16 protein-coding genes are annotated in these 19,750 nt (G+C 55.3%); 9 read left to right on the top strand and 7 right to left on the bottom strand.

The window, feature by feature from the left end; all coding sequences use genetic code 11:
- Nucleotides 1-19: 19 nt before the first annotated feature.
- From GM154_RS22225 to GM154_RS22215, 3 genes are read right to left on the bottom strand one after another with little or no spacing between them, the layout of a single operon-like run.
- Nucleotides 20-1,408 (bottom strand): efflux transporter outer membrane subunit, encoded by a 1,389-nt coding sequence (locus tag GM154_RS22225; RefSeq protein WP_219653388.1) that lies wholly within the window; start codon nt 1,406-1,408, stop codon nt 20-22.
- Nucleotides 1,408-4,542, bottom strand: a complete 3,135-nt coding sequence (locus tag GM154_RS22220; protein WP_219653387.1) for an efflux RND transporter permease subunit — start codon at nt 4,540-4,542, stop codon at nt 1,408-1,410. The genes GM154_RS22225 and GM154_RS22220 overlap by 1 nt, the downstream gene beginning before the upstream one ends.
- Nucleotides 4,543-4,545: 3 nt before the next feature.
- On the bottom strand, nt 4,546-5,697 hold the full coding sequence (locus GM154_RS22215; RefSeq protein WP_125889207.1) for an efflux RND transporter periplasmic adaptor subunit: 1,152 nt from the start codon (nt 5,695-5,697) through the stop codon (nt 4,546-4,548).
- A gap of 878 nt (nt 5,698-6,575) precedes the next feature.
- On the opposite strand from GM154_RS22215, the gene GM154_RS22210 reads away from it, so the two are divergent.
- The gene (locus tag GM154_RS22210; RefSeq protein ID WP_219653386.1) at nt 6,576-7,001 is read left to right on the top strand and encodes a hypothetical protein; all 426 of its coding nucleotides are present in this window, start codon (nt 6,576-6,578) and stop codon (nt 6,999-7,001) included.
- A gap of 260 nt (nt 7,002-7,261) precedes the next feature.
- On the opposite strand, the gene GM154_RS22205 is transcribed toward GM154_RS22210, so the two are convergent.
- Complete coding sequence (locus GM154_RS22205; RefSeq protein ID WP_219653385.1) at nt 7,262-8,305, bottom strand: IS110 family transposase; 1,044 nt, start codon at nt 8,303-8,305, stop codon at nt 7,262-7,264.
- Between the two features lie 498 nt (nt 8,306-8,803).
- Here GM154_RS22205 and GM154_RS22200 point away from each other — a divergent pair, with 498 nt between their 5' ends.
- From GM154_RS22200 to GM154_RS22190, 3 genes are all read left to right on the top strand, one after another.
- Nucleotides 8,804-9,340, top strand: coding sequence for a GrpB family protein (locus GM154_RS22200; RefSeq protein ID WP_219653384.1), 537 nt, complete (start codon nt 8,804-8,806; stop codon nt 9,338-9,340).
- An 85-nt stretch (nt 9,341-9,425) separates the two neighbouring features.
- Nucleotides 9,426-9,854: a hypothetical protein gene (locus GM154_RS22195; RefSeq protein ID WP_125889200.1), complete on the top strand. Its 429-nt coding sequence runs from the start codon at nt 9,426-9,428 to the stop codon at nt 9,852-9,854.
- A gap of 81 nt (nt 9,855-9,935) precedes the next feature.
- Complete coding sequence (locus GM154_RS22190) at nt 9,936-10,445, top strand: GrpB family protein (RefSeq protein WP_125889199.1); 510 nt, start codon at nt 9,936-9,938, stop codon at nt 10,443-10,445.
- Between the two features lie 437 nt (nt 10,446-10,882).
- Here GM154_RS22190 and GM154_RS22185 read toward each other — a convergent pair whose 3' ends face one another.
- The 3 genes from GM154_RS22185 to GM154_RS22175 form a co-directional block, all read right to left on the bottom strand.
- Nucleotides 10,883-11,077, bottom strand: coding sequence for a helix-turn-helix transcriptional regulator (locus tag GM154_RS22185; protein ID WP_074829234.1), 195 nt, complete (start codon nt 11,075-11,077; stop codon nt 10,883-10,885).
- A complete protein-coding gene (locus tag GM154_RS22180) occupies nt 11,074-11,448 on the bottom strand; it encodes a hypothetical protein (RefSeq protein WP_074829237.1) in 375 nt (124 codons plus the stop codon). The genes GM154_RS22185 and GM154_RS22180 overlap by 4 nt, the downstream gene beginning before the upstream one ends.
- Nucleotides 11,449-11,754: 306 nt before the next feature.
- Nucleotides 11,755-12,843, bottom strand: a complete 1,089-nt coding sequence (locus GM154_RS22175; RefSeq protein ID WP_219653383.1) for an NADH:flavin oxidoreductase — start codon at nt 12,841-12,843, stop codon at nt 11,755-11,757.
- Between the two features lie 156 nt (nt 12,844-12,999).
- Here GM154_RS22175 and GM154_RS22170 point away from each other — a divergent pair, with 156 nt between their 5' ends.
- From GM154_RS22170 to GM154_RS22150, 5 genes are all read left to right on the top strand, one after another.
- On the top strand, nt 13,000-13,878 hold the full coding sequence (locus tag GM154_RS22170; protein ID WP_125889197.1) for a LysR substrate-binding domain-containing protein: 879 nt from the start codon (nt 13,000-13,002) through the stop codon (nt 13,876-13,878).
- 328 nt (nt 13,879-14,206) lie between these two features.
- Nucleotides 14,207-14,560: a hypothetical protein gene (locus tag GM154_RS22165; RefSeq protein WP_219653382.1), complete on the top strand. Its 354-nt coding sequence runs from the start codon at nt 14,207-14,209 to the stop codon at nt 14,558-14,560.
- Nucleotides 14,557-15,174, top strand: a complete 618-nt coding sequence (gene imuA / locus GM154_RS22160) for a translesion DNA synthesis-associated protein ImuA (protein ID WP_219653381.1) — start codon at nt 14,557-14,559, stop codon at nt 15,172-15,174. Before GM154_RS22165 ends, imuA begins: the two co-directional genes overlap by 4 nt.
- Before the next feature lie 10 nt (nt 15,175-15,184).
- A complete protein-coding gene (locus GM154_RS22155) occupies nt 15,185-16,600 on the top strand; it encodes a DNA polymerase Y family protein (protein WP_219653380.1) in 1,416 nt (471 codons plus the stop codon).
- Nucleotides 16,576-19,668: an error-prone DNA polymerase gene (locus GM154_RS22150; protein ID WP_219653379.1), complete on the top strand. Its 3,093-nt coding sequence runs from the start codon at nt 16,576-16,578 to the stop codon at nt 19,666-19,668. Before GM154_RS22155 ends, GM154_RS22150 begins: the two co-directional genes overlap by 25 nt.
- Nucleotides 19,669-19,750: the final 82 nt, after the last annotated feature.

The raw sequence follows: 19,750 nt of genomic DNA, 5'->3' as shown, positions 1-19,750 counted from the left end.
TCGGCCGGGCCTTTGTTTATTAGATACCACCCAACACTCTGTACAACTCGATGCGATTTTCCTCCGCGATTTGACGGGCATTGATCAGCGATTTCTGGGCGTTGTAGAGCGTACGTTGCGCATCAAGCGCATTCAGGAAGGTATCAATACCCCGTCTATAACGTGCATCCGAGAGCTGGTAGCTTTCGCTGGCTGCTTCCAAAAGAGCTGTCTGCGCAGAAAGTTGCTCCTCCAGGGTGCCGCGCCTGGCCAGCGCGTCAGCTACCTCACGAAAAGCGGTCTGGATGCTTTGCTCATAGTCAGCGACGTAATAGTCCCGCTGGGCCTTGCTGTAGTTCAGATTGGCTGTATTGGCGCCGCCGGTGAAGATCGGGACGCTAACAGAGGGCATGAATGACCAGACTTTGTTGGCGCTTGAAAACAGCGATGACAGCCCGTTACTGCTCAAGCCTACAGAGGAAGTAAGGCTCAGCTGCGGAAAGAATGCTGCCCGAGCAGCCCCGATATTGGCATTGGCTGCCAACAGGTTGTGTTCGGCCTGAAGCACATCCGGGCGCTTGAGCAGGACGTCGGAAGACAGCCCAGGCGAGACCTCGGCAAACAATGGTTTATCTGCCTCCAAGGGTTGGGGTAGCACCGCATCGTCCAAGGTCTGCCCGACCAGCAGTTCCAGTGCATTGCGGTCCTGAGCGACAAGCGTCTGGTAGTTGGCAATGTCTGCGCGTGCCTGCTCATAGATCGTCTGGGCCTGCCGCAGATCAACACGGGAGGCAATGCCTGCCGAGAGTCTCCCCTGGATCAGGTTGACCGTGCGGCCGGCACTTTCCAGCGTTTCCTCCGAGATCCTCAGTTGCGCCCGGTCAGACGCGAGCGTCAGGTAGGCATTGGCTGTTTCCGCGATCAAACTGATATAGGTGGCGCGGGAAGCCTCTTCTGTAGCCAGCAAACTCTGCTGCGCTGATTCGGACAGGCTCCGCACGCGTCCAAACAAATCCAGCTCATAGGCGCTAAGCCCAACGCTTGCCGAAACGCTTTTGCTGTAGACGGTCTGTTTTTGGCCCAACGTCTCAACCTGAGTGCGTGAACGTGAAGCATTGGCGCTGGCGTTTAACTGGGGCCAGAGTTCGGAGCGCTGCAGACGATACTGCGCCCGAGCCGACTCGATATTGGCCGCCGCTTTGCGCAGGTCCCGGTTATTGGCTAGCGCAAGCGTTATAACGGATCGTAGATCGGCATCCAGCACAAGCGCTTCCCAAGTGGTTGGCACAAAGGCTTGTACAGAGGGCGTGTAGCCAGTTCCCTGCGGCCACGTCGAAGGAACCGGGGCGGCGGGGCGCTCATAAGTGGGAGCGAGAGTGCAGCCAAGCAGAGCCATCGGCATGAGCAGCGCTAAACATCTCAGGCGCATCACGGTGTCTCCTGCGAAGTGGATGGGATCTTGCTCTTCTGGAAGCGGATAGCGAGGCCGCGGACGAGCACAAAGAACAGCGGTACGAAAAAGATCGCAAGCACTGTTGCGGTGAGCGTACCGCCAATGATGCCGGTACCAATGGAGATGCGGCTGTTGGCACCTGCACCGGTAGCAACGGCCAGAGGCAGCACACCTGCCATGAAGGCCAGCGAGGTCATGACGATCGGGCGAAGTCTTAAGCGAGCACCCTCAAGCGCCGCATTCCAGATGGATAGCCCACGCTTCTCAGCCGCTTCGGCAAACTCAACAATCAGAATGGCATTTTTGGCGGCCAAGCCAATGGTGGTAATGAGCGCAACCTGGAAAAACACATCGTTTTCCAGCCCCCGCAAAGTAGCCGCGAGGATAGTGCCGATAATACCCAGCGGAATGACCATGAGTACCGAGAAGGGAATCGACCAGCTGTTGTAGAGGGCTGCCAAGCAGAGGAAAACAATCAGGATGGACAGGGCATAAAGGCGAATGGCCTGCCCGCTGGATTCGCGCTCCTGATAGGACAGGTCGCTCCAGGCAAAGGTCGTCCCCTGGGGCAACTGGCTGGCCAAACGCTCCATGGTGTCCATGGCTTCACCTGAGCTGACACCCGGAGCACCCTGACCCTGAATCGCGTATGAGGCAAGGCCGTTGAAGCGTTCAAGGTTGTCCGGGCCGCGCTCCCAATGCGTAGTGGCAAAGGCCGAGAAAGGTGTCATCGCGTTGGACTGACCACGCACATACCATTGATACAGATCATCCGGTTGGGAGCGGAACGGAGTATCACCCTGCATGTATACCCGCTTGACGCGACCCCGGTCGATAAAGTCATTGATATAGGTACTGCCCCAGGCGGCACTTAACGTCGAGTTGATATCGCCTAACGCTAGCCCGCTGGAAACCGCCTTGGATTGATCAATGTCGATTTTGAGCTGTGGAGTTTCTTCCAGGCCGCTTGGGCGAACTGCGGCCAGGGACGGCTCTGCTGCGGCCAGTCCTAACAGCTGGTTACGAAAGCCCAGGAGCTGAGCACGGTCCGTTGTGGCTGATGCCTGTAGCTGGAACGTGAAGCCAGCCGATTGGCCCAGGCCCTGGATCGCAGGAGGGGTCAGTGCGTAGATCTGCGCATCGCGGGAACGGTAAAAGGTGGCCATGGCGCGATTGGAAATACTATCGGCTCGGTCTTTCTCATCGGTGCGCTCGCTCCAATCTTTTAGGGCAACAAACGCAAGGCCCGTATTCTGGCCGCTTCCGCCAAAGCCAAATCCGACAATGGTAAAAATTGCTTTGGTGTTGTCCTTTTCGGTTTCCAGATAATGGCGCTCAATGGTCTTGCCAACCTCCAGACTGCGCTTCTGGGAGGCTCCGACCGGCAAGGTAAACTGCACCATGTTCGAGCCCTGGTCTTCGGTAGGCAGAAAGCCGCTGGGTAAACGCATATACAGCACGACCAGTACGGCGCCCAGGCATCCATAAATGAGCATGAACCGTACCGGGCGTTTGAGTACGCCCGTTACTCCATGCTCATAGCGGTTGAGGTTCTTGTTGAAGGTGCGGTTGAACCAGCCAAAGAAACCAGAGTGCGCCCGATGCTCGGCTGGCTTGAGCAATGTTGCGCACAGGGCGGGTGTGAGGGTCAGTGCAATAAACACCGACAGCACCATAGACGCTACGATAGTGATGGAAAACTGCCGATAGATAACCCCTGTCGACCCGCCAAAGAAAGCCATAGGCAGAAAAACGGCAGACAACACCATGGCAATCCCGATCAACGCACTGTTGATTTCCGTCATCGACTCCATGGTGGCGTCAAGGGCAGACAGCTTGCGCTCCGTCATCAAGCGCTCAACGTTTTCCACCACCACAATGGTGTCGTCTACCAGAAGACCAATGGACAGCACCACGCCAAACAAGGTGAGCGTATTGATGGAATATCCTGCAATCCATAGCACGCCGAATGTGCCTAACAGCACCACCGGAACGGAAATCGCCGGGATAAGAGTCGCGCGCCAGCTCTGCAGGAAAATGAACATCACCACGACAACAAGGGCAATGGCCTCGAAGAGCGTCTTGATGACCTCATGAACTGAAAGCTTGATAAATTCCGTGCTGTCGAGCGGGAATTCCAAGTGGTAGCCTTCAGGAAAGTTACTAGACAGCTCCTGTGCCAGCGCTTTTACACCTTCGGCTGTGGAAAGTGCATTGCTTCCAGGTGCAAGCTTCACTGCAAGTCCTGCAGCAGCATGGCCGTTCAAGCGAGTGACGATGCTGTAACTCTCACTGCCCAGCTCCACCCGAGCCACATCGCCCAAATGCACATGCGCGCCTGACGAATCGCTCTTCAAGATGATGTCCCGGAACTGCTGGGGTGTACGCAGTCGCGATTGTGCGGTGACGGTGGCGTTGAGCTCCTGATCCGGTGGAGAAGGCAATCCGCCAATCTGCCCAGCAGAAACCTGAGTGTTCTGTGCCTGCACAGCGGCAGTGACGTCAGAGGGCATCAACCCATAGGTGGCTAGCTTCGAGGGATCTAACCAGATGCGCATAGCATATTCAGAGCCGAATATTTGCACATCGCCTACACCAGGAACCCGTGAGATAGGGTCCTGCAGGTTGCTGGCCATATAGTCGGAAATATCCGTAGAGGATGATCGATCCGTGTCGTCATACAGGGCCATGATCAGCAGGAAATCATTCTGCGCCTTGGTCACCGAGACGCCTTGCCGCTGCACCTCGGAGGGAAGACGCGTAAGCGCCTGCTGAACCTTGTTCTGGACCTGAATCTGAGCGTTATCGGGATCAATGCCCTGATTGAAGGTTACCGTGATACTGGTTCGTCCTGTGGAGCTGCTGCTGGAGGAAAATGACTGAAGGCCATCCAGCCCCTTGAGTTGCTGTTCAAGGATTTGCGTAACGCTGTTCTCCATAGTCTCGGCCGAGGCGCCGGAGTAGGAGGCGCTGACTGAAATGGCTGGGGGAGCCACATCCGGGTATTGAGCGATAGGCAGAGTACGTATCGCCAAGAGGCCAAAAAGCATGATGACGATACTGATGACCCAGGCGAAGACTGGTCGCTTGATAAAGAAATGTGCAAACATCGATTACTGTCCCTGCTGCGTGGCGCGAGCCTCACCGGAACCTGCCGGTTTGAACTCAACCGCATGTACCGTCGCCCCCGCCTTGACCTTGCCGGTGCCTTCAACGATGAGACGATCGCCTTCCGCCAGTCCGCTTTGAATCAGCCAGCTGCTACCAATAGCCTGGGTTGTAACCACTTCACGTGCTTCAACCGTGTTGTTGGCGTTTACAACCAAGGCCATGCCATTGCCTTTCGCATCTCGGGTAATGCCTCGTTGAGGCGCAAGAAGTCCCTGAGGCGCAACGGCCTCTTGCAAGATGGCTCTCACATACATGCCGGGCAGAAGAAGCCCTTCAGCGTTAGGGAAAAGTGCGCGAAGCGTGACAGAGCCGGTCTCCTGATCCACGGCAACCTCTGCAAACTTCAGTACTCCTGCGTGCTGATAGAGCGAGCCGTCCTCCAGGCGAAGGCTGACATCGGTGCTGCCAGCGGCTACGCCATTGCCCAAGGCCTTCTTGAGCCTGAGCAGCGCGGCGCTGGATTGAGTGATGTCCACATAGATAGGGTCCAGCGTACGGATAACTGCCAACGCGGTCTCCTGATTGGCTGTTACCAGAGCACCTGGGGTGATGCTGCTCTTGCTAATCCGTCCAGCAATAGGCGCCGTGATCTGCGTGAAATTCAGGTCGATCTGTGCAGACTCAACCGCCGCCTTGCGCTCGGCAATGGTAGCCAGAGCTTGCTGATAGCTGGCCTTGGCATCGTCTGCCTCCTGCTGGGAGACGGCTTCAATCTTGATCAGATCGCTGTAGCGTTCGGCTTTAAGCTTGGCGGCCTGCAACGTGGCCTGGGCATTAGCCAGCGAGGCCTTGGCTTGGTTGAGCGAGGCACGGTAGGGTGCCTGTTCGATGCGGTAGAGAACCTGCCCAGCCTTGACGAGTGTTCCTTCTTCAAAGGTACGCTGTGTAATGATGCCTGACACCTGTGGGCGAACCTCAGCCTCCATATGGGCCACGGTTCTGCCGTTAAGCTCGGCAACCAAGGGGACAGGTTGTGACTTCAGCGTTACCACCGCCACCTCAATCGGCGGTGCTGCAGGTGCCTGGGCAGGCGCTTCAGGTTTGCAGGCGGCTAGCCACAGCACAGCCAGATACAGAAAGGCTTTCGATTTCATGTGTAGGCGCACACTTTTCCAAACTAAAAATGTGCGCCAAGGTAGCGGCTGGGAAGAGGGGAGACACCCGCCTTATGGATGATTTGGCCTCAGCCTTAAGTCTGCCCTCAGGCTTTTCAAAAGACGGTTCACATCGCCAGTAGGCATGACTTACTTATAGGTGAGCGGCTGGTTGATACCTTGCTTGCGCTTTGAGGGAAACCGAAAAGCAGGCATTGGCCTTAGACGCTACATGCTTATGACATGAAGTGCTGGCATAAGCACCTGTGTAAGCGAAGGGCATGAACTGAATCTCATTTCTTCTGCTTGAAAATTAAACCTACCTGTAATAGACGCGCTCCATGCGGATCGAGTAATGTCTGAGCTATATTTGCTCCCGCAGCCGTGCCGCCCTGTGGATGACGTATAACTCGCTTATACCGTCACTGCTCCTCGGAAAGGCCCGTTTTAGAAAGGAAAATAGAAATGACAAGGAAGATTATGCGTCAAACTCGTCCAGTATGTTATCCGTCACGTGACGTCTAATAATAGTTAGAGGTAATGCTCATGACCTTTGAGTGCCCAAGGTGCGAGCAAGGACACATAAGGCCAATGCGCATCATAAGTACGCGAGAGTTGACTTGGGTTTGTGAAGAATGCGAAGCAAGCTGGGCGAGCCTAAACGTCATTAGCAAAAACCGTTTTGAGGATTATGGAACAGCAATGGAATCAAAGGGGCTAGACCCTCTTTGGTCCGAACTGGAGCCACAATAATGCGTAGCGCGTTACCTCTAACAAGTCGCTCAAATCGCTCACTTCGCTCGCTGGGACGGGCTAAAGCCCGCCCCTTAGCTTAATCGTTAGGACGCAGCTCAGCATCCATAGGAAATAGAAATTCAATGAATCAATACAGCATATGGCAGTGTGCAAATTTTAGTATTTCTCAGTCCTATGACTTCCCCTTGCCTGGGTACTTGTTTGTCGAATGTATCTCGGGCGTCAAAAGCCTAGCTGCTCTCACTGCACAAGATTCTGTGGAGTTAGGTTCTGTACTGAAACGTGCAGAGCATATAGTCGAAACCCTCATAAAGCCCGAGCGCATCTACGTGTTAAAATTCGGCGAATCTGATCAGCGCGTACACTTCCATATAGTTCCGCGCACGCGTAAGTTACTTGAGGCATACCTCAAGTTCACAAGTGACAAGCCTCCATATAATGGTGCTCTCATCACTGCATGGGTTTGGTCAAATGCGCGTGCTTTGAATCACACCGAAGAGGAAATTCGCGAGTTCATTAGTGCTGCGCGTTCCGCAGTTGCACCCTAACTACTCGTATATGGACTCTCCCCACAAGCAGTGAGGATAGCTTTTTCGATCCTGTCGTCAGCGCGGTTGCATTCGTATATCCGGCCTTTACTGGGCACTGCCCTGGCCATTCTGTAGTTCGCGCAGCAGGGGCCAAGCGTTCAAGCGATCACAAAGATCATCATTGTTATCGACCTTGCTCTGCTGCAGGACTCGCCTGTTCCGACAGTCTCGCTTCTCACCACAACCACTAGAAACTCACGTCATTGTTAGCCTCGCCGTCAGGCAGGCTTTGTGCTTTGCCAGTTACCGCTGAACCGTCGCTCATGGCACCACACCGCCCAGCAGATCCTTACCAGCTTGTTGGCTAATGCCACGGCGGCCTTGTTATGGCCGATGCGTTCAGCAGTGTCCAAGACCCAACGCTGCAGATGAGTCAGCCGCTCAGGTGTTCGCGCCTTGCAGCGTATAGCTGCCAATAGCGCGGCTCGCGCGCCATGAATCAGCAGAGTACGGACGTAGACGTTGCCTTTGCAACTGATCCGTCCAAGCCTGCGACGTTCCCCACTGCTGTATTCGTTCGGCGTCATGCCCAGCCAGGCGCTGAGGTGTCGGCCGCTGGCGAAACGTTCAGGCTTGCCAACGGCGGTCTTCAACGCACTGGCTGTCAGCAGGCCAATGCCACTGACCTCGTCGAGCTTATGGACTATTTCGTCATCGGCATGCCAGCGTGCCAGTTGCTCCTCGCACTCGCGCATCGACTGTTCATAGAGATTGATTTCAGCCAGCACTACTTGCAGCGCACCGCGCAAGGCGCGCACTTCGGGTCGCTCGATCAGCTCGCATGCCTGGCGCAGAAAAGGCTTGATGCCGTTCGGTGTTTCTACTCCGGCTTCACGCAGGATGCCGCGCAACAGGTTAATGCGTTGAACACGAGATTTCTTCCAAGCCTCGCGCAGCTTGTGGAGTTGCTGCACCTGCTGTTGCTGCATACTCTTGACCGGAACCGGGCGGATTTCCTGGCAGCGCGCTGCTTCCAGAATGGCGTCACAGTCGTTGCGGTCTGTCTTGTTGCGTCGCCGATACGGGCGCACGTAACGAGGGTGTAAGAGCACGACACGATGCCCTTTCTCCTGCATCAACCGGCCCCAATGGTGAGCGGTGCCACAGGCTTCCATCACCCACTCGACAGGCTCGAGCTGCTCCTGTACATATTGCGCAAATGCCCTGGAGTCGAGCCGCTTGCGCCGATCCACCCGACCGACCTGAACACTCTCGGCAACCTGGTAAACGGACTTGGCCAAATCAACCGCTATGCGTTTCATCGCACCTCTCCCAGCGAACAGTCACCACTGTGTTATAGAAGAAATGTGGTGCAGGGAGAGTCCATTACAGCCTTCAAATCGTTCGCTTCGCTCTCTGGGACGGGCTAAAGCCCGCCCCTTAAGCAAACGTTAGCGGCTTAGTATGCTCATCGATAATCCCACATGGACAATGCGAGACGTCGAGTGTTCGGTATGCAGCCAGATAGCGCTCCAATTGATCGCGTGCCCAAGCTGCCACCGGCTTGCTTTGGGGTGCAAGGAATGCACGACAGACTTTTTCGACTTAGTGGCCAGGTCACCTATGCCACGTTCGGCCGTCTGCCCGGACTGTGCTAAGCACCCACTATCAGCTTTCGTCGCTGCAACCTCAGAAGAGGTCCAGGCAGCCGGGCTGGTGTAGCATCAGTATACGTAGTGCGCCGTCTAGCTATTTGTCCAAGCCGAACCTGCTGCGCAGGTCGGCTTAACTCAGGTGTTAGGCCTAGAAGAAAAACAAATATGACCGAAGAAGAGTCGCTTCTCGCTGCTATCAACGAAAACGTGGAGTTGCACTCGTACGACTCCTCTTGGCCTAAGGTGTTTGAAGCTGAGCGAGAACGTCTCATGTCTCTGTTCCAAGATGTCTTTATAGACATTCAGCACATCGGAAGCACCGCAATTCATGGTCTTACTTCCAAACCAATCATCGATATTATTGCCGGCGTTGAGTCCATATCAATTGCCGAACGACTTGCGTTGCCATTGTGTGAATCGGGCTATAACACTTCTGCTGAGTTCAACGAGTCATTGTCAGATCGAAAGTGGTTTATGCGTTGGGCAAACGGGCATCGAACGCATCATCTTCATCTTGTTGTCCATGGTAGTAAAATCTGGCATGAACGACTAAAATTCAGAGATAAGCTACGGTCTAACTCCGAGTGCGCAGCAAGATATACAGAGCTAAAGACCAAACTCGCCATCATGCACTCCGTAGATCGGGAGGCTTACACTAATGCAAAAGAAGAATTCGTGGTTTCCATTTTGCGCGAGGCCTAACGAGTGGTTTAGATGGTTTGTTTCGTTCGCTGAGACTGATTAAAGCGCGACCCTCAACCAAACGTTAAGCGCCGCAAGGACGAATATGAAATATGACGACGCAAAGTGGCACTACGATGGAGATTTTCCCGCGGATCAGCCCCAAGAGAACGGTGGAACACACATTGCACTCTTTCTCAAGTGGTGCTTTATCAAAGGATGGGCAGGCGAGCTGCACACAGAAGGGAAACCAAAAGCGGTTCAAGCCGTAATCAACGGCGATTTATCTGCTACCGAGTTCTTCTTCAAATACTGTGATGGCAAGTTCATTGATAAAGATCTAAATGACGAGGGTAGCTCATTTGCCAACAAGTACTACGGAGACGAAGGCTTGTACTTGGAAGACTATGCAAAAACCTTCGGAGAACTGATGTACGTAGCCCCTGAGTCCGCACACGACTTTCAGGAGTTCTCAGCCATGCTAGACGCCAGGTATGAGAGCGGCGTCCTGACAAAAGCAAAGAAGAAGTCATGAAGCGCCAAATCCAGTACGTGTTGCTTAACCTCTGTATCCTGACAAGCCGAGACATGTCGCTCATATCGAACGCTAGCCCGCATGGCCATTGTCGTAGTTAGCCCATATTCTCCTGAGTGGCCAAAAGCATTCTGCGCGATCCGCGAAGAGCTGCTGCACGTGCTGTCACCATGCACTATGGAGATTGAGCATATTGGCAGTACCTCCGTGCCGGGCCTGGCCGCGAAACCCGTCCTGGACATTTTAGTGGGCGCCCGAAGTCTTACGGCCATCGAGTCGAAAATTCCTGATCTGGTAAGCGCTGGCTACGAGTATGTCGCAAGGTATGAGCGAGAGCTGCTAAACAGGCGATATTTTGTTAAGTCCACTGGCCCGCTGCGCGTGCACGTCCACGCAGTGGAGCTTGGCTCCGCTTTCTGGATGGAGCATCTGGCGTTCCGGAACCTGCTTCGTTCCGACAGCGCGCTTCGGTCGGCCTATCAGGAACTCAAGCTTAGTCTGGCGGCGCAATATTCATCGGACAAGAGCGCCTATCAGGCGGCAAAGGGGCCTTTCATCCAGTCGGTACTGGCGGCTGCTGAAGTGCGATGATATGGGCTAAAATTCATCCAAGCCGACGCCGCTTCGTGGCGCAGCTTAACTCAGGTGTTAGGCACATCCATGGAACTGAATCTGATGGTTTCGCCACTTTTGGGGAAATAGAGTCGGTTTCATGCTGTAAGAATCGCTATATCCTCGAAGGGGATTTTGGTGCAATTACAGTATTTGCAGATACAACCTTATCCAACCAGCCCCTTTCTGAATGGACGACGGGACCTGCTAAGCCTGCCGGTTATGTCTCAATCAGACAGCGTAAATGTCGCTCAAATCGCACAAGAATTTTGAGCTACCGCATCACATGATCCTTGCGCATAGCAGGCTAGGCGGCAGTTAGCCTGAGATTAAAGCTCAATGGCTGGCTGTGCTTGGGACACTAGAAGCCATCTAAGCCATGAAAGTACACTCATGTCTGAATGTATTAGTAACCCTTATTGTTCATCATCAAAGATTGCCTCGATAGGTAAGGCAAAAATCCGTGCTATCTGAAAGGCCAGTGGCAGGCTAGGGTCGTAGCGGCCGTTTTCAATGGCGTTGATGGTTTGTCGGGAAACGTCGAGCTGCGAGGCGAGATCGGCCTGGGACCAGTTACGTTCGGCGCGCAGCTCCTTGAGTCTGTTTTTCATCGGTAACGTAGCGTCGCTATTCTCAGCCCTATCATCCACATGAGTCCCATGATTGGCCACACCATGTGCCAGCTGATATGGGGAAAACCTACGTTTTCAAGAAACCCATAACTGAAGGTCAGCAGGGCGGAAGCTGCAAAGGCAAAGCCGAGCGCTTCAAGTTGGATGCGCAGGTGCATCTCATCAAGGCGGCGAAGCTGCCGGACGATCGCCCAACACATCAACCCGGCCGGGGCGATGGGCAATAACGAAACCACTGTCTGTACTGCCAGACTAGCGCCTTCAAGATGCCGCAGCAGGATCAGGGATGCGACCAGAACGGTACTATAAAGAAGAAGTGCAGCGCCTAACTCATAGTGATACCGGGACATGTAATGCTCCTGGATGTAAAGTCTCCTTTCCATCATTGACCATCTTATGAGATATGTAAAGCGAGCTTTACATAAATAACCGGATTTTGATTGGCCCAGCTACAAGGACCTTGTGGGAAGATACATTAAGAGGGCGAAGAGCCTGATCGCATCGACATTCAAGGCAGAAAAATAAGGGTTAAGGGCGAGCTGTTGTCCAGTAGCGTAAGGCGGTAGCACGTAGAGCTGAAGCAAAACGGCCAGACAAATGTCTGGCCGTTTGGGTGGCTGTATCGCTTGAATATTATTTTGGTAAAGGCCTAGGCATCAGAGTGTTTCGGATGCCTTGATATGGGCAATCGGCCCTAGCAGGCTAGGATCGAATTCGGCCAGTGCCTGTGCGTTCTCCACCTTGTGCGGCCAGTCGGGGTTGGCCAGCGAACCGCGTCCAATGGCAATCAGATCGGCGCCGTCTTCCAGCGCCTGTGCTGCCCGCTCCGGGTCATGCAATTTGCCGTTGGCGATAACTGTAACACCGGGTGCATAACGACGTGCCAGTGCTGCAAGGCTAGGACCTTCGCCAAAGGCAGGCTGCCACGCTTCATGCTCGGTGACGTGGATGAAGTCGATACCCGCTTCGGCCAGCGTACCAAATACAATTTCTGCTCCTGCTTCGCCTTCTTTCCATTTGTGCTCGAAGTCGTTCACCTTGCCTTGGGAGATGCGAATTCCCACGGGCACGTTAGCCCCGACTGCAGAGCGAACCGCTTTATATACTTCAAGACTCAATGAAAGGCGTTGGCGAATATCGCCACCCCAACGGTCATCACGCGTGTTGGTGTAGTCGGTAAAGAACTGATCGAGCAGGTAGCCATTAGCGCCATGGATCTCTATGCCATCGAATCCTGCAATCTCTACCGCCCGCTTGGCTGCCTGGGCAAAGCTGCTGATGACATCAGCGATGTCTGCTTCGGTCATTGCCTTTGGCAGGGGATAAGACCCTTGACCACGGTAGAACGTCATCTGCTCGCCCTTGGGTTGGAGGGCCGAGGGGGCGAGGGTGTCATTACGGAAACGATTACCTTGAGTCAACGCACCGGCATGCATGAGTTGGGCAAAGGCCTTGCTGTCCTGGGCATGCAGGGTATCCACAAGAGGTTTCCAGGCCTGGGCTTGCTCGTTATCGCTCATCCCAGGCTGATACGCATAACCCTGGGCGTAAGCCTGATCGGTATACAGGCCTTCCGTGATGATCAACCCAAACCCACCACATGCAAAGCGCTCGTAGTAACGATTCATGGTGTCGTTCGGGGTCCCGTCCTCATTGGCACTGACACGTGTCATGGGCGCTACGGCGAGGCGGTTGTTTAACGATACGCCGTTTATATCGAAATGAGTGAAAAGTGTCTTGACCATGGGATGATGTCTCCAAAGGCTTTAATGCAAAGAGAAGTTTGCCAAGCCTTTATCGATAGGCTTGAAGATGGGTCGTGTGGTTACGATAGCGAGATCTTGAGTGCTTCTGTAGCCTGCACAGATGAGTAACCGGTATAACGGTAGGCGTTAAAGTCTATGGATATGAAAGATGTTGGCGTCCTGGCAGCCATTGCAGCGGCGGGGAGTTTGTCAGGTGCGGCCCGCCGCCTCGGTATGACGCCTATGTCCGTTTCACGTCGGCTGGCGGGATTGGAGCGTGAGTTGCGGGTTCGGCTGATTCACCGCACGACCCGCTCCGTATCGCTGACGCCTGAAGGCGAGGCGTTTTTACCGTATGCCCAGACCATGCTGGAGGCCGAGGAGGCTGCACGTGCTACGCTTTCTCCAGAGGCCTCTGGCGCTCGTGGTGTGCTCAAGATTACCGCGCCAGCCGTTTTTGGCCGCACGGTGATTGCGCCTTTGTTACCCCGGCTCTTGGCAGAGCATCCTGCCTTGAAGGTGGATTTGAATCTGAGTGATAACATTGTCGATATCGTGGGGAGCGGTATCGATGTAGCCATTCGTATTGCACCTTTGCGAGACTCGAACCTGATCGCACGTCAGCTGGCAGTCAATCCACGTGTGTTGTGCGCCTCCCCGGATTATCTGCGCCTCAATGGTACGCCTGTTAATTCCGGTGAGCTGGCTGATCACGCCTGTCTCCTGTTGAACGGCCTTCAGCACTGGCCTTTCATGGCAGGGCAGCAGGTGCGCTCGATTCGGGTGGAGGGGCGGTTTTCCAGCAGCAGCCTTGAAGGTATTCGTACTGCCTGCCTTCAGGGGTTGGGCCTCGCCCAGCTAACTTATTGGGATGTGCATGAAGCGCTGGCGGCCGGTTCGTTGGTAGAGGTCAGGCTGGATGATGTACAGCCGCAGGCGCTGTCTATCTGGGCGCTACTACCGACTCGGCGCTATATCCCACTGAGGGTAAAGGTTTTCCTGGAACTGCTTGGAAATCGCCTGAACAGGTCTTGAAGTGTGGAGCACGTTATGCGTTTAGCGATGGGGCATAAAAGGAATCCGCGTCAAATAAAGGCCTTTTGATATACCGTTCGTCGGAGTCAAGATTGCGAGATACCGTTTGTCTTATTACTGTTTATTTATACAGTAATAGCAGAGGAGGTCTCACCCATGTTCATGCTTGCCCTTTTACGACGACTCAGCCCTGAAAAACAGGTCGATCCTGTCTGTTGGATGGCGCAGGAAGATTATCTTCATCTAGCACACAGGCTCCCTAAGAGCACATTCCAACCAGCGGCTTGCAAGGATGCTGAAAACGTTGTCGTGCTCAAGGTAGGGCCACATGGACAAGCTCAGTGAAGCGATCGACTCGCTTGATCTGCAAGTCATTCTGTTCCGACCACAATCATCACTGCTTCGCTATGATCACTTACTCAACGAGATGTTGGATAGGTTACGTGGCGTTCTAGCAAAAGCCCAGCAGGCCAATCACCTACAAGGCAAGCCATATAAAAAACCAGTCCTCGTTGGTACTTATAACGGTCTGGTCAAGGCCCATCGGCACATCCCCCGCTTTAAGGCATTCGATTCGGTTCGGCATGCGCGCCTGGCTTTGCTCAGGCTACTGCTCAAGCCGCTGGCCGGAGACAATCTCCAGCTGACCCATGCCCTACGCAAAGCGGGAGGCATGCCATGAGCAATGTGGTAGCGCTCGAAGGCCTGCTTGACAGTCGTCGGGTCTGGAAGGGCCATGGCGTTCAGATCAGAACAGGTACTCAGCCAACTGGATATGCGGAGCTGGATGAGCGATTGCCTTTTGGCGGCTGGCCTGAGGCTGCCTTGACTGAGATCCTGTTGCCCTATACTGGAATAGGGGATATCAAGCTGCTTTGGCCTACGCTTGCCCGGCTGACGCAAAGCGGTGAGCGAGTCACCTTGATTGCGCCCCCTTACATGCCTTATCCCCAGGCCTGGATCGCCGCTGGGGTCGATATGGACTTGGTGGGTATCGTCGAAGCCAAAGGACGAGAAACCTTATGGGCTGCAGAGCAATGCCTTCGCTCGGGCAGTTGTGGTGCGGTATTGTGTTGGCCGGAACGTGCGGATGACAAGGCGCTACGCAGGCTACAAGTGGCGGCCGAGACCGGGCAGACATTGGCGTTTGTCTACCGCAGCCTTGAAGAGGCAGCCAATCCATCACCTGCTGCCCTACGGTTGGTGATAGAGCCCAGCCCGTTACAGCTGCGCATCCTCAAGTGCCGTGGCGGTCAACCGATAGCACTTCCTCTTCCTGCGGCTGCCTGGCGCTAAGGGGACTGCTATGAAATGGGCGTGTATCCTGCTGCCACAGCTGGCGCTGGACGGTGTGCTGCGTCACCGTCCCGAATGTACCGAACCCCTGGTCTTGCTCGGAGGTACGCCACAACGGCGCGTCCTGCGTGCAGTCAATGCCCATGCCAGGGCGTTGGGGCTGGCGCCAGGGTTGACCCTCGCCGCTGCACAAACCTTATGCCCGGGCTTTGCAACAGCCGAATACGATCTGGACGATATCGAGCGCAACCAGAATCTTCTGGCTGCCTGGGCATATGGCTTCAGTGCCCAGGTGAGTCTGCATTATCCACGAGCGCTTCTGCTGGAAGTTGAATCGAGCATGCCGTTGTTTGGCCCCTGGCCGGCGTTTTCCAGGCGCCTACATGACGAGTTGGCGGCGCTTGGCTTCAGTCATCGTATTACCCTGGCGCCCAATCCTGTATCCGCGCGCATTATGGCCAATGTCTCGGATGATCTTGTTATCGCGAACGATACGGAGTTGCGGCAAAGGCTCGGCCCCTTGCCGCTGGACCGGGCTGGTCTAGATAACGCTCTGGTGCAATCGCTTGGCCGTATGGGGTTCAGACGACTCAGGCAGGTAATGGATCTGCCCAGAGCCGAAATAGCCAGGCGCTTTCCCGCCGGTTTGCTGAACCAACTCGATCTGTTACTGGGTAGAAGGCCATTGGCGCTGGGCTTCTACCGACCGCCTGATACCTTTGATGCGCGGGTAGAGTTTAACTTTGAAGTGGAGTCGAACCAGCAAATCCTGTTTCCGTTACGTCGCCTGACACTGGATCTGGCCATGTACCTGGCCGGGAGGGACAGTGGTGTGCAGCGCTTCATGCTGTATCTGGAGCACCGTGCGCAACCGGATAGCCTGATCACGGTAGGACTCCTGACACCCGAACGGGATGCGGGCCTGTTGTTTGAATATGCCCGTGGGCGGCTGGAAATCCAGCAGGTTACGGCGCCCATTCTGGCGTTGCGGCTGGTTGCGGAGCAACTTCCAGCCTTTGTACCGGAGCACCGTAGTTTGTTTGAACCGCGACCGCAGCAGACGCTGTCATGGGAGCAGTTACGCGAACGCCTCAGAACACGCCTTGGTGATTCGGCCGTCTATGCGGTAGGCGGCCAGGGGGATCATCGGCCGGAGGCATCCTGGCGGCAGGATGCCAAATCATGTGATCTACAGATGCTTGCGCAAGGGAAGCGCCCGGCGTGGCTGTTACGTGAGCCTATTCCACTGGGCGAGGCGGCACCCCATATTCTGGCCGGTCCCGAGCGGATCGAGTCTGGCTGGTGGGACGGCAGCGATATACGCCGGGACTACTATCTGGTGGAGCTTCCCAATGGCCGCCTGGCCTGGGTTTATCAGGCAATCGCACAGCGACCGGGTTGGTGGTTGCATGGGTGGTTTGCATGAGCACTGGTTATGCGGAGCTGCACTGTTTATCCCATTTCAGTTTTCAGCGAGGCGCCTCCAGTGCCGATGAGTTATTTGAACGGGCCAAACGCCTGGGATATGAGGCGCTGGCCATTACGGATGAGTGCACGCTTGCCGGTATCGTACGCGCCTGGCAAGCCGCACAAACACATGGCCTACCTCTGATTGTGGGTGCTGAATTCTGTATCAGTGAAGGTCCCAAGGTTGTGCTGCTGGTGGAGGACCTAATCGGCTACCAACATCTGTGCCGACTGATTACCCGAGCGAGGCGCCGTGCGGAAAAGGGCCGTTATCGTCTACTCAAGGAGGACCTTACCGATCACTGCTCGGGACTTCTGGCGATCTGGCTGCCTGACACAGACGATAATGCGCAGGGCAGCTGGTTGAGCGAGTGCTTTCCCGGGCGCCTATGGGTAGGTGTCGAGCGACATTATGGTCCGGATGATGCCGAAAGATGGGTAAGGCTTCAGGCGCTAGGCGCCGCCCTGGATCTGCCTCTGGTCGCCTGTGGCGATGTGCATATGCACGCACGAGGTCGACGGGCCTTGCAGGACACCATGACCGCCATTCGGCATCATGTAACGGTCGCCGAAGCTGGGCAGCGATTGTTCCCCAATGGCGAACGCCACCTGCGTACGCTGGAAACACTGTTTGAGTGCTATCCGGCAGCGTTGCTGGCCGAGTCGGTGAAGATTACCCGGCGCTGTCGTTTCAGGCTTACCGAACTACAGTATCACTATCCTTCGGAGGTGGTGCCCCAGGGGCATACGCCCAGTAGCTGGCTACGCAGGTTGGTAGAGCAGGGCAGTATCTGGCGGTGGCCGGAAGGTGCGCCGGACACTGTTACGAAACAGCTGGATCGTGAACTTGAGCTGATCTGCCAGAAGCGGTACGAGAGTTATTTTCTGACCGTGCATGACATCGTCCGCTTTGCACGAGAGCAAGGCATTCTCTGTCAGGGTCGGGGCTCAGCAGCCAACTCGGCGGTATGCTTTGCCCTGGGGATTACCGAGCTTGACCCGACGCGAATCAATTTACTGTTCGAGCGGTTTATTTCCCATGAGCGAAACGAGCCGCCAGACATCGATGTGGACTTCGAGCACGAACGCCGTGAAGAGGTCATCCAGTATGTCTTTCAACGTTACGGGCGCACACGTGCAGCCCTGACGGCGGTGGTCAATACCTACCACGCGGCTGGCGCCGTGCGTGACGTGGCCAAGGCGCTGGGCTTGCCGGCGGATCAGATCAATGCCCTGGCTGAATGCTGCGGTCGCTGGAGCGATCGTATACCGCCTCCGGATCGCCTGCAGGAGGCCGGCTTTGACCCGGAGAGCCTGTTGCTCAAGCGAGTGCTCGTCTTGGCCGGTGAGTTGATTGGCTTTCCACGGCATCTCTCGCAGCACCCAGGTGGATTCGTCATTTCGGAGCAATCACTGGAGACGCTTGTACCTGTAGAAAATGCAGCGATGGCCGAGCGTACCGTTATTCAGTGGGACAAGGACGATCTGGACGCCATGGGGCTGCTAAAAGTAGATATCTTGGCGCTGGGCATGCTTAGCGCGCTACGCCGCTGCTTCGATCTGATTGGGCACTATAAGGGACGTGAACTTACCCTGGCCACCATTCCCCAGGAAGACCGAAAGACCTATGCCATGATCAGTCGTGCAGACACTCTTGGCACTTTTCAGATCGAGTCACGGGCCCAGATGGCTATGCTGCCACGGCTCAAACCACAAACGTTTTATGATCTGGTCATCGAAGTGGCAATCGTTCGTCCCGGGCCTATCCAGGGTGATATGGTTCATCCCTATCTGCGCCGCCGTAACGGCGAGGAGCCTATCGCTTATCCCTCCCGCCTGAAGCGTGTATTCGAGCGTACCTTGGGGGTTCCGCTGTTTCAGGAGCAGGTCATGGAGCTGGCAATTGTGGCTGCAGACTACACGCCTGGCGAGGCCGATCAATTGCGTCGCTCCATGGCCGCCTGGAAGCGCCACGGCGGCCTTGAGCCGCATAGGCAAAGACTGACCGAACGCATGCTTGCCAATGGCTATACCCTGGAATTTGCCGAGCGTATTTTTTTGCAGATTCAGGGCTTTGGCAGTTATGGGTTTCCTGAATCCCATGCAGCCAGCTTTGCGTTACTGACATATGCCAGTTGCTGGTTGAAATGCCATGAGCCGGCCGCTTTTGCCTGTGCCTTGATCAATAGCTGGCCCATGGGGTTTTATAGCCCTGATCAGGTGTTACAGGATGCCCGGCGACACGGTATTGAAACGCGTCCAATCGACGTCTGTCACAGCCATTGGGACTGTAGTCTGGAGCAGGCAGACACCGACCAGCCTGCAATCCGATTAGGCTTGCGAATGATTCGAGGGCTTTCGGAATCAGCCGGACGCGCTATTGAAAAAGCCTGTGCGGTACAGCCGTTTTTGAGTGTGGCCGATCTCTGCCTGCGAGCAGGGCTCGATGCCAGAGCGCGTGAATGTCTGGCAGATGCTGGCGCGCTCAAAAGCCTGGTGGGGCATCGCTATCAGGCCCGCTGGAATATGGCAGCTATCGAGCCGCAGTTACCTCTTTTCACAGAGGGCGCAGTGGTGAGCGAGGAAGACGTCAAATTACCAGAGCCTACTGTGGCAGACGATCTGTATACCGACTACGCCGCTACAGGTACTACGCTGGGGCCACATCCATTAGCACTGCTTAGGGCTGAGCTCAGGACTCGCCGGCTGCTTGATTCGCGCGAACTTGCCGAGCGATATCATGGGCAGCTCTCGCGCATTGCCGGCCTCGTCGTTGGTCGGCAGCGCCCTGGTACTGCCAGTGGCGTCACCTTTGTAACGCTTGAAGATGAGTATGGAATGGTCAATGTGGTCGTATGGCGTGACCTTGCCGAGCGGCAACGACGCGAGCTTTTGCAGTCGAGGCTGCTGCGTATCGATGGTACGGTTGAACGAAAGGAAGGAGTGCTTCATCTCATCGCGGGTCGTCTTACAGACCTGAGCGAGCTGCTTGACGGACTGGATACCCGGAGCCGGGATTTCAAATAGTGAGGTTAACTGCGGGTAAGGTGCGGTTGGGTCTGAGCCTATCGTCGCGCTTGCCTAGCTGACCTTGAGCACTGTCGTATTT

It is taken from the genome of Pseudomonas sp. MAG002Y, from assembly GCF_019400845.1.
GTDB lineage: Bacteria > Pseudomonadota > Gammaproteobacteria > Pseudomonadales > Pseudomonadaceae > Chryseomonas > Chryseomonas luteola.
The sequence above is the reverse complement of the archived record's forward strand: the minus strand, read 5'-3'. Positions and strand labels throughout refer to the sequence as shown.

Coding starts and splice junctions, on each gene's coding strand:
- GM154_RS22225 (WP_219653388.1), bottom strand. CDS start 1,408: ATGCGCCTGAGATGTTTAGCGCTGCTCATGCCGATGGCTCTGCTTGGC.
- GM154_RS22220 (WP_219653387.1), bottom strand. CDS start 4,542: ATGTTTGCACATTTCTTTATCAAGCGACCAGTCTTCGCCTGGGTCATC.
- GM154_RS22215 (WP_125889207.1), bottom strand. CDS start 5,697: ATGAAATCGAAAGCCTTTCTGTATCTGGCTGTGCTGTGGCTAGCCGCC.
- GM154_RS22210 (WP_219653386.1), top strand. CDS start 6,576: ATGAATCAATACAGCATATGGCAGTGTGCAAATTTTAGTATTTCTCAG.
- GM154_RS22205 (WP_219653385.1), bottom strand. CDS start 8,305: ATGAAACGCATAGCGGTTGATTTGGCCAAGTCCGTTTACCAGGTTGCC.
- GM154_RS22200 (WP_219653384.1), top strand. CDS start 8,804: ATGACCGAAGAAGAGTCGCTTCTCGCTGCTATCAACGAAAACGTGGAG.
- GM154_RS22195 (WP_125889200.1), top strand. CDS start 9,426: ATGAAATATGACGACGCAAAGTGGCACTACGATGGAGATTTTCCCGCG.
- GM154_RS22190 (WP_125889199.1), top strand. CDS start 9,936: ATGGCCATTGTCGTAGTTAGCCCATATTCTCCTGAGTGGCCAAAAGCA.
- GM154_RS22185 (WP_074829234.1), bottom strand. CDS start 11,077: ATGAAAAACAGACTCAAGGAGCTGCGCGCCGAACGTAACTGGTCCCAG.
- GM154_RS22180 (WP_074829237.1), bottom strand. CDS start 11,448: ATGTCCCGGTATCACTATGAGTTAGGCGCTGCACTTCTTCTTTATAGT.
- GM154_RS22175 (WP_219653383.1), bottom strand. CDS start 12,843: ATGGTCAAGACACTTTTCACTCATTTCGATATAAACGGCGTATCGTTA.
- GM154_RS22170 (WP_125889197.1), top strand. CDS start 13,000: ATGGATATGAAAGATGTTGGCGTCCTGGCAGCCATTGCAGCGGCGGGG.
- GM154_RS22165 (WP_219653382.1), top strand. CDS start 14,207: ATGGACAAGCTCAGTGAAGCGATCGACTCGCTTGATCTGCAAGTCATT.
- imuA (WP_219653381.1), top strand. CDS start 14,557: ATGAGCAATGTGGTAGCGCTCGAAGGCCTGCTTGACAGTCGTCGGGTC.
- GM154_RS22155 (WP_219653380.1), top strand. CDS start 15,185: ATGAAATGGGCGTGTATCCTGCTGCCACAGCTGGCGCTGGACGGTGTG.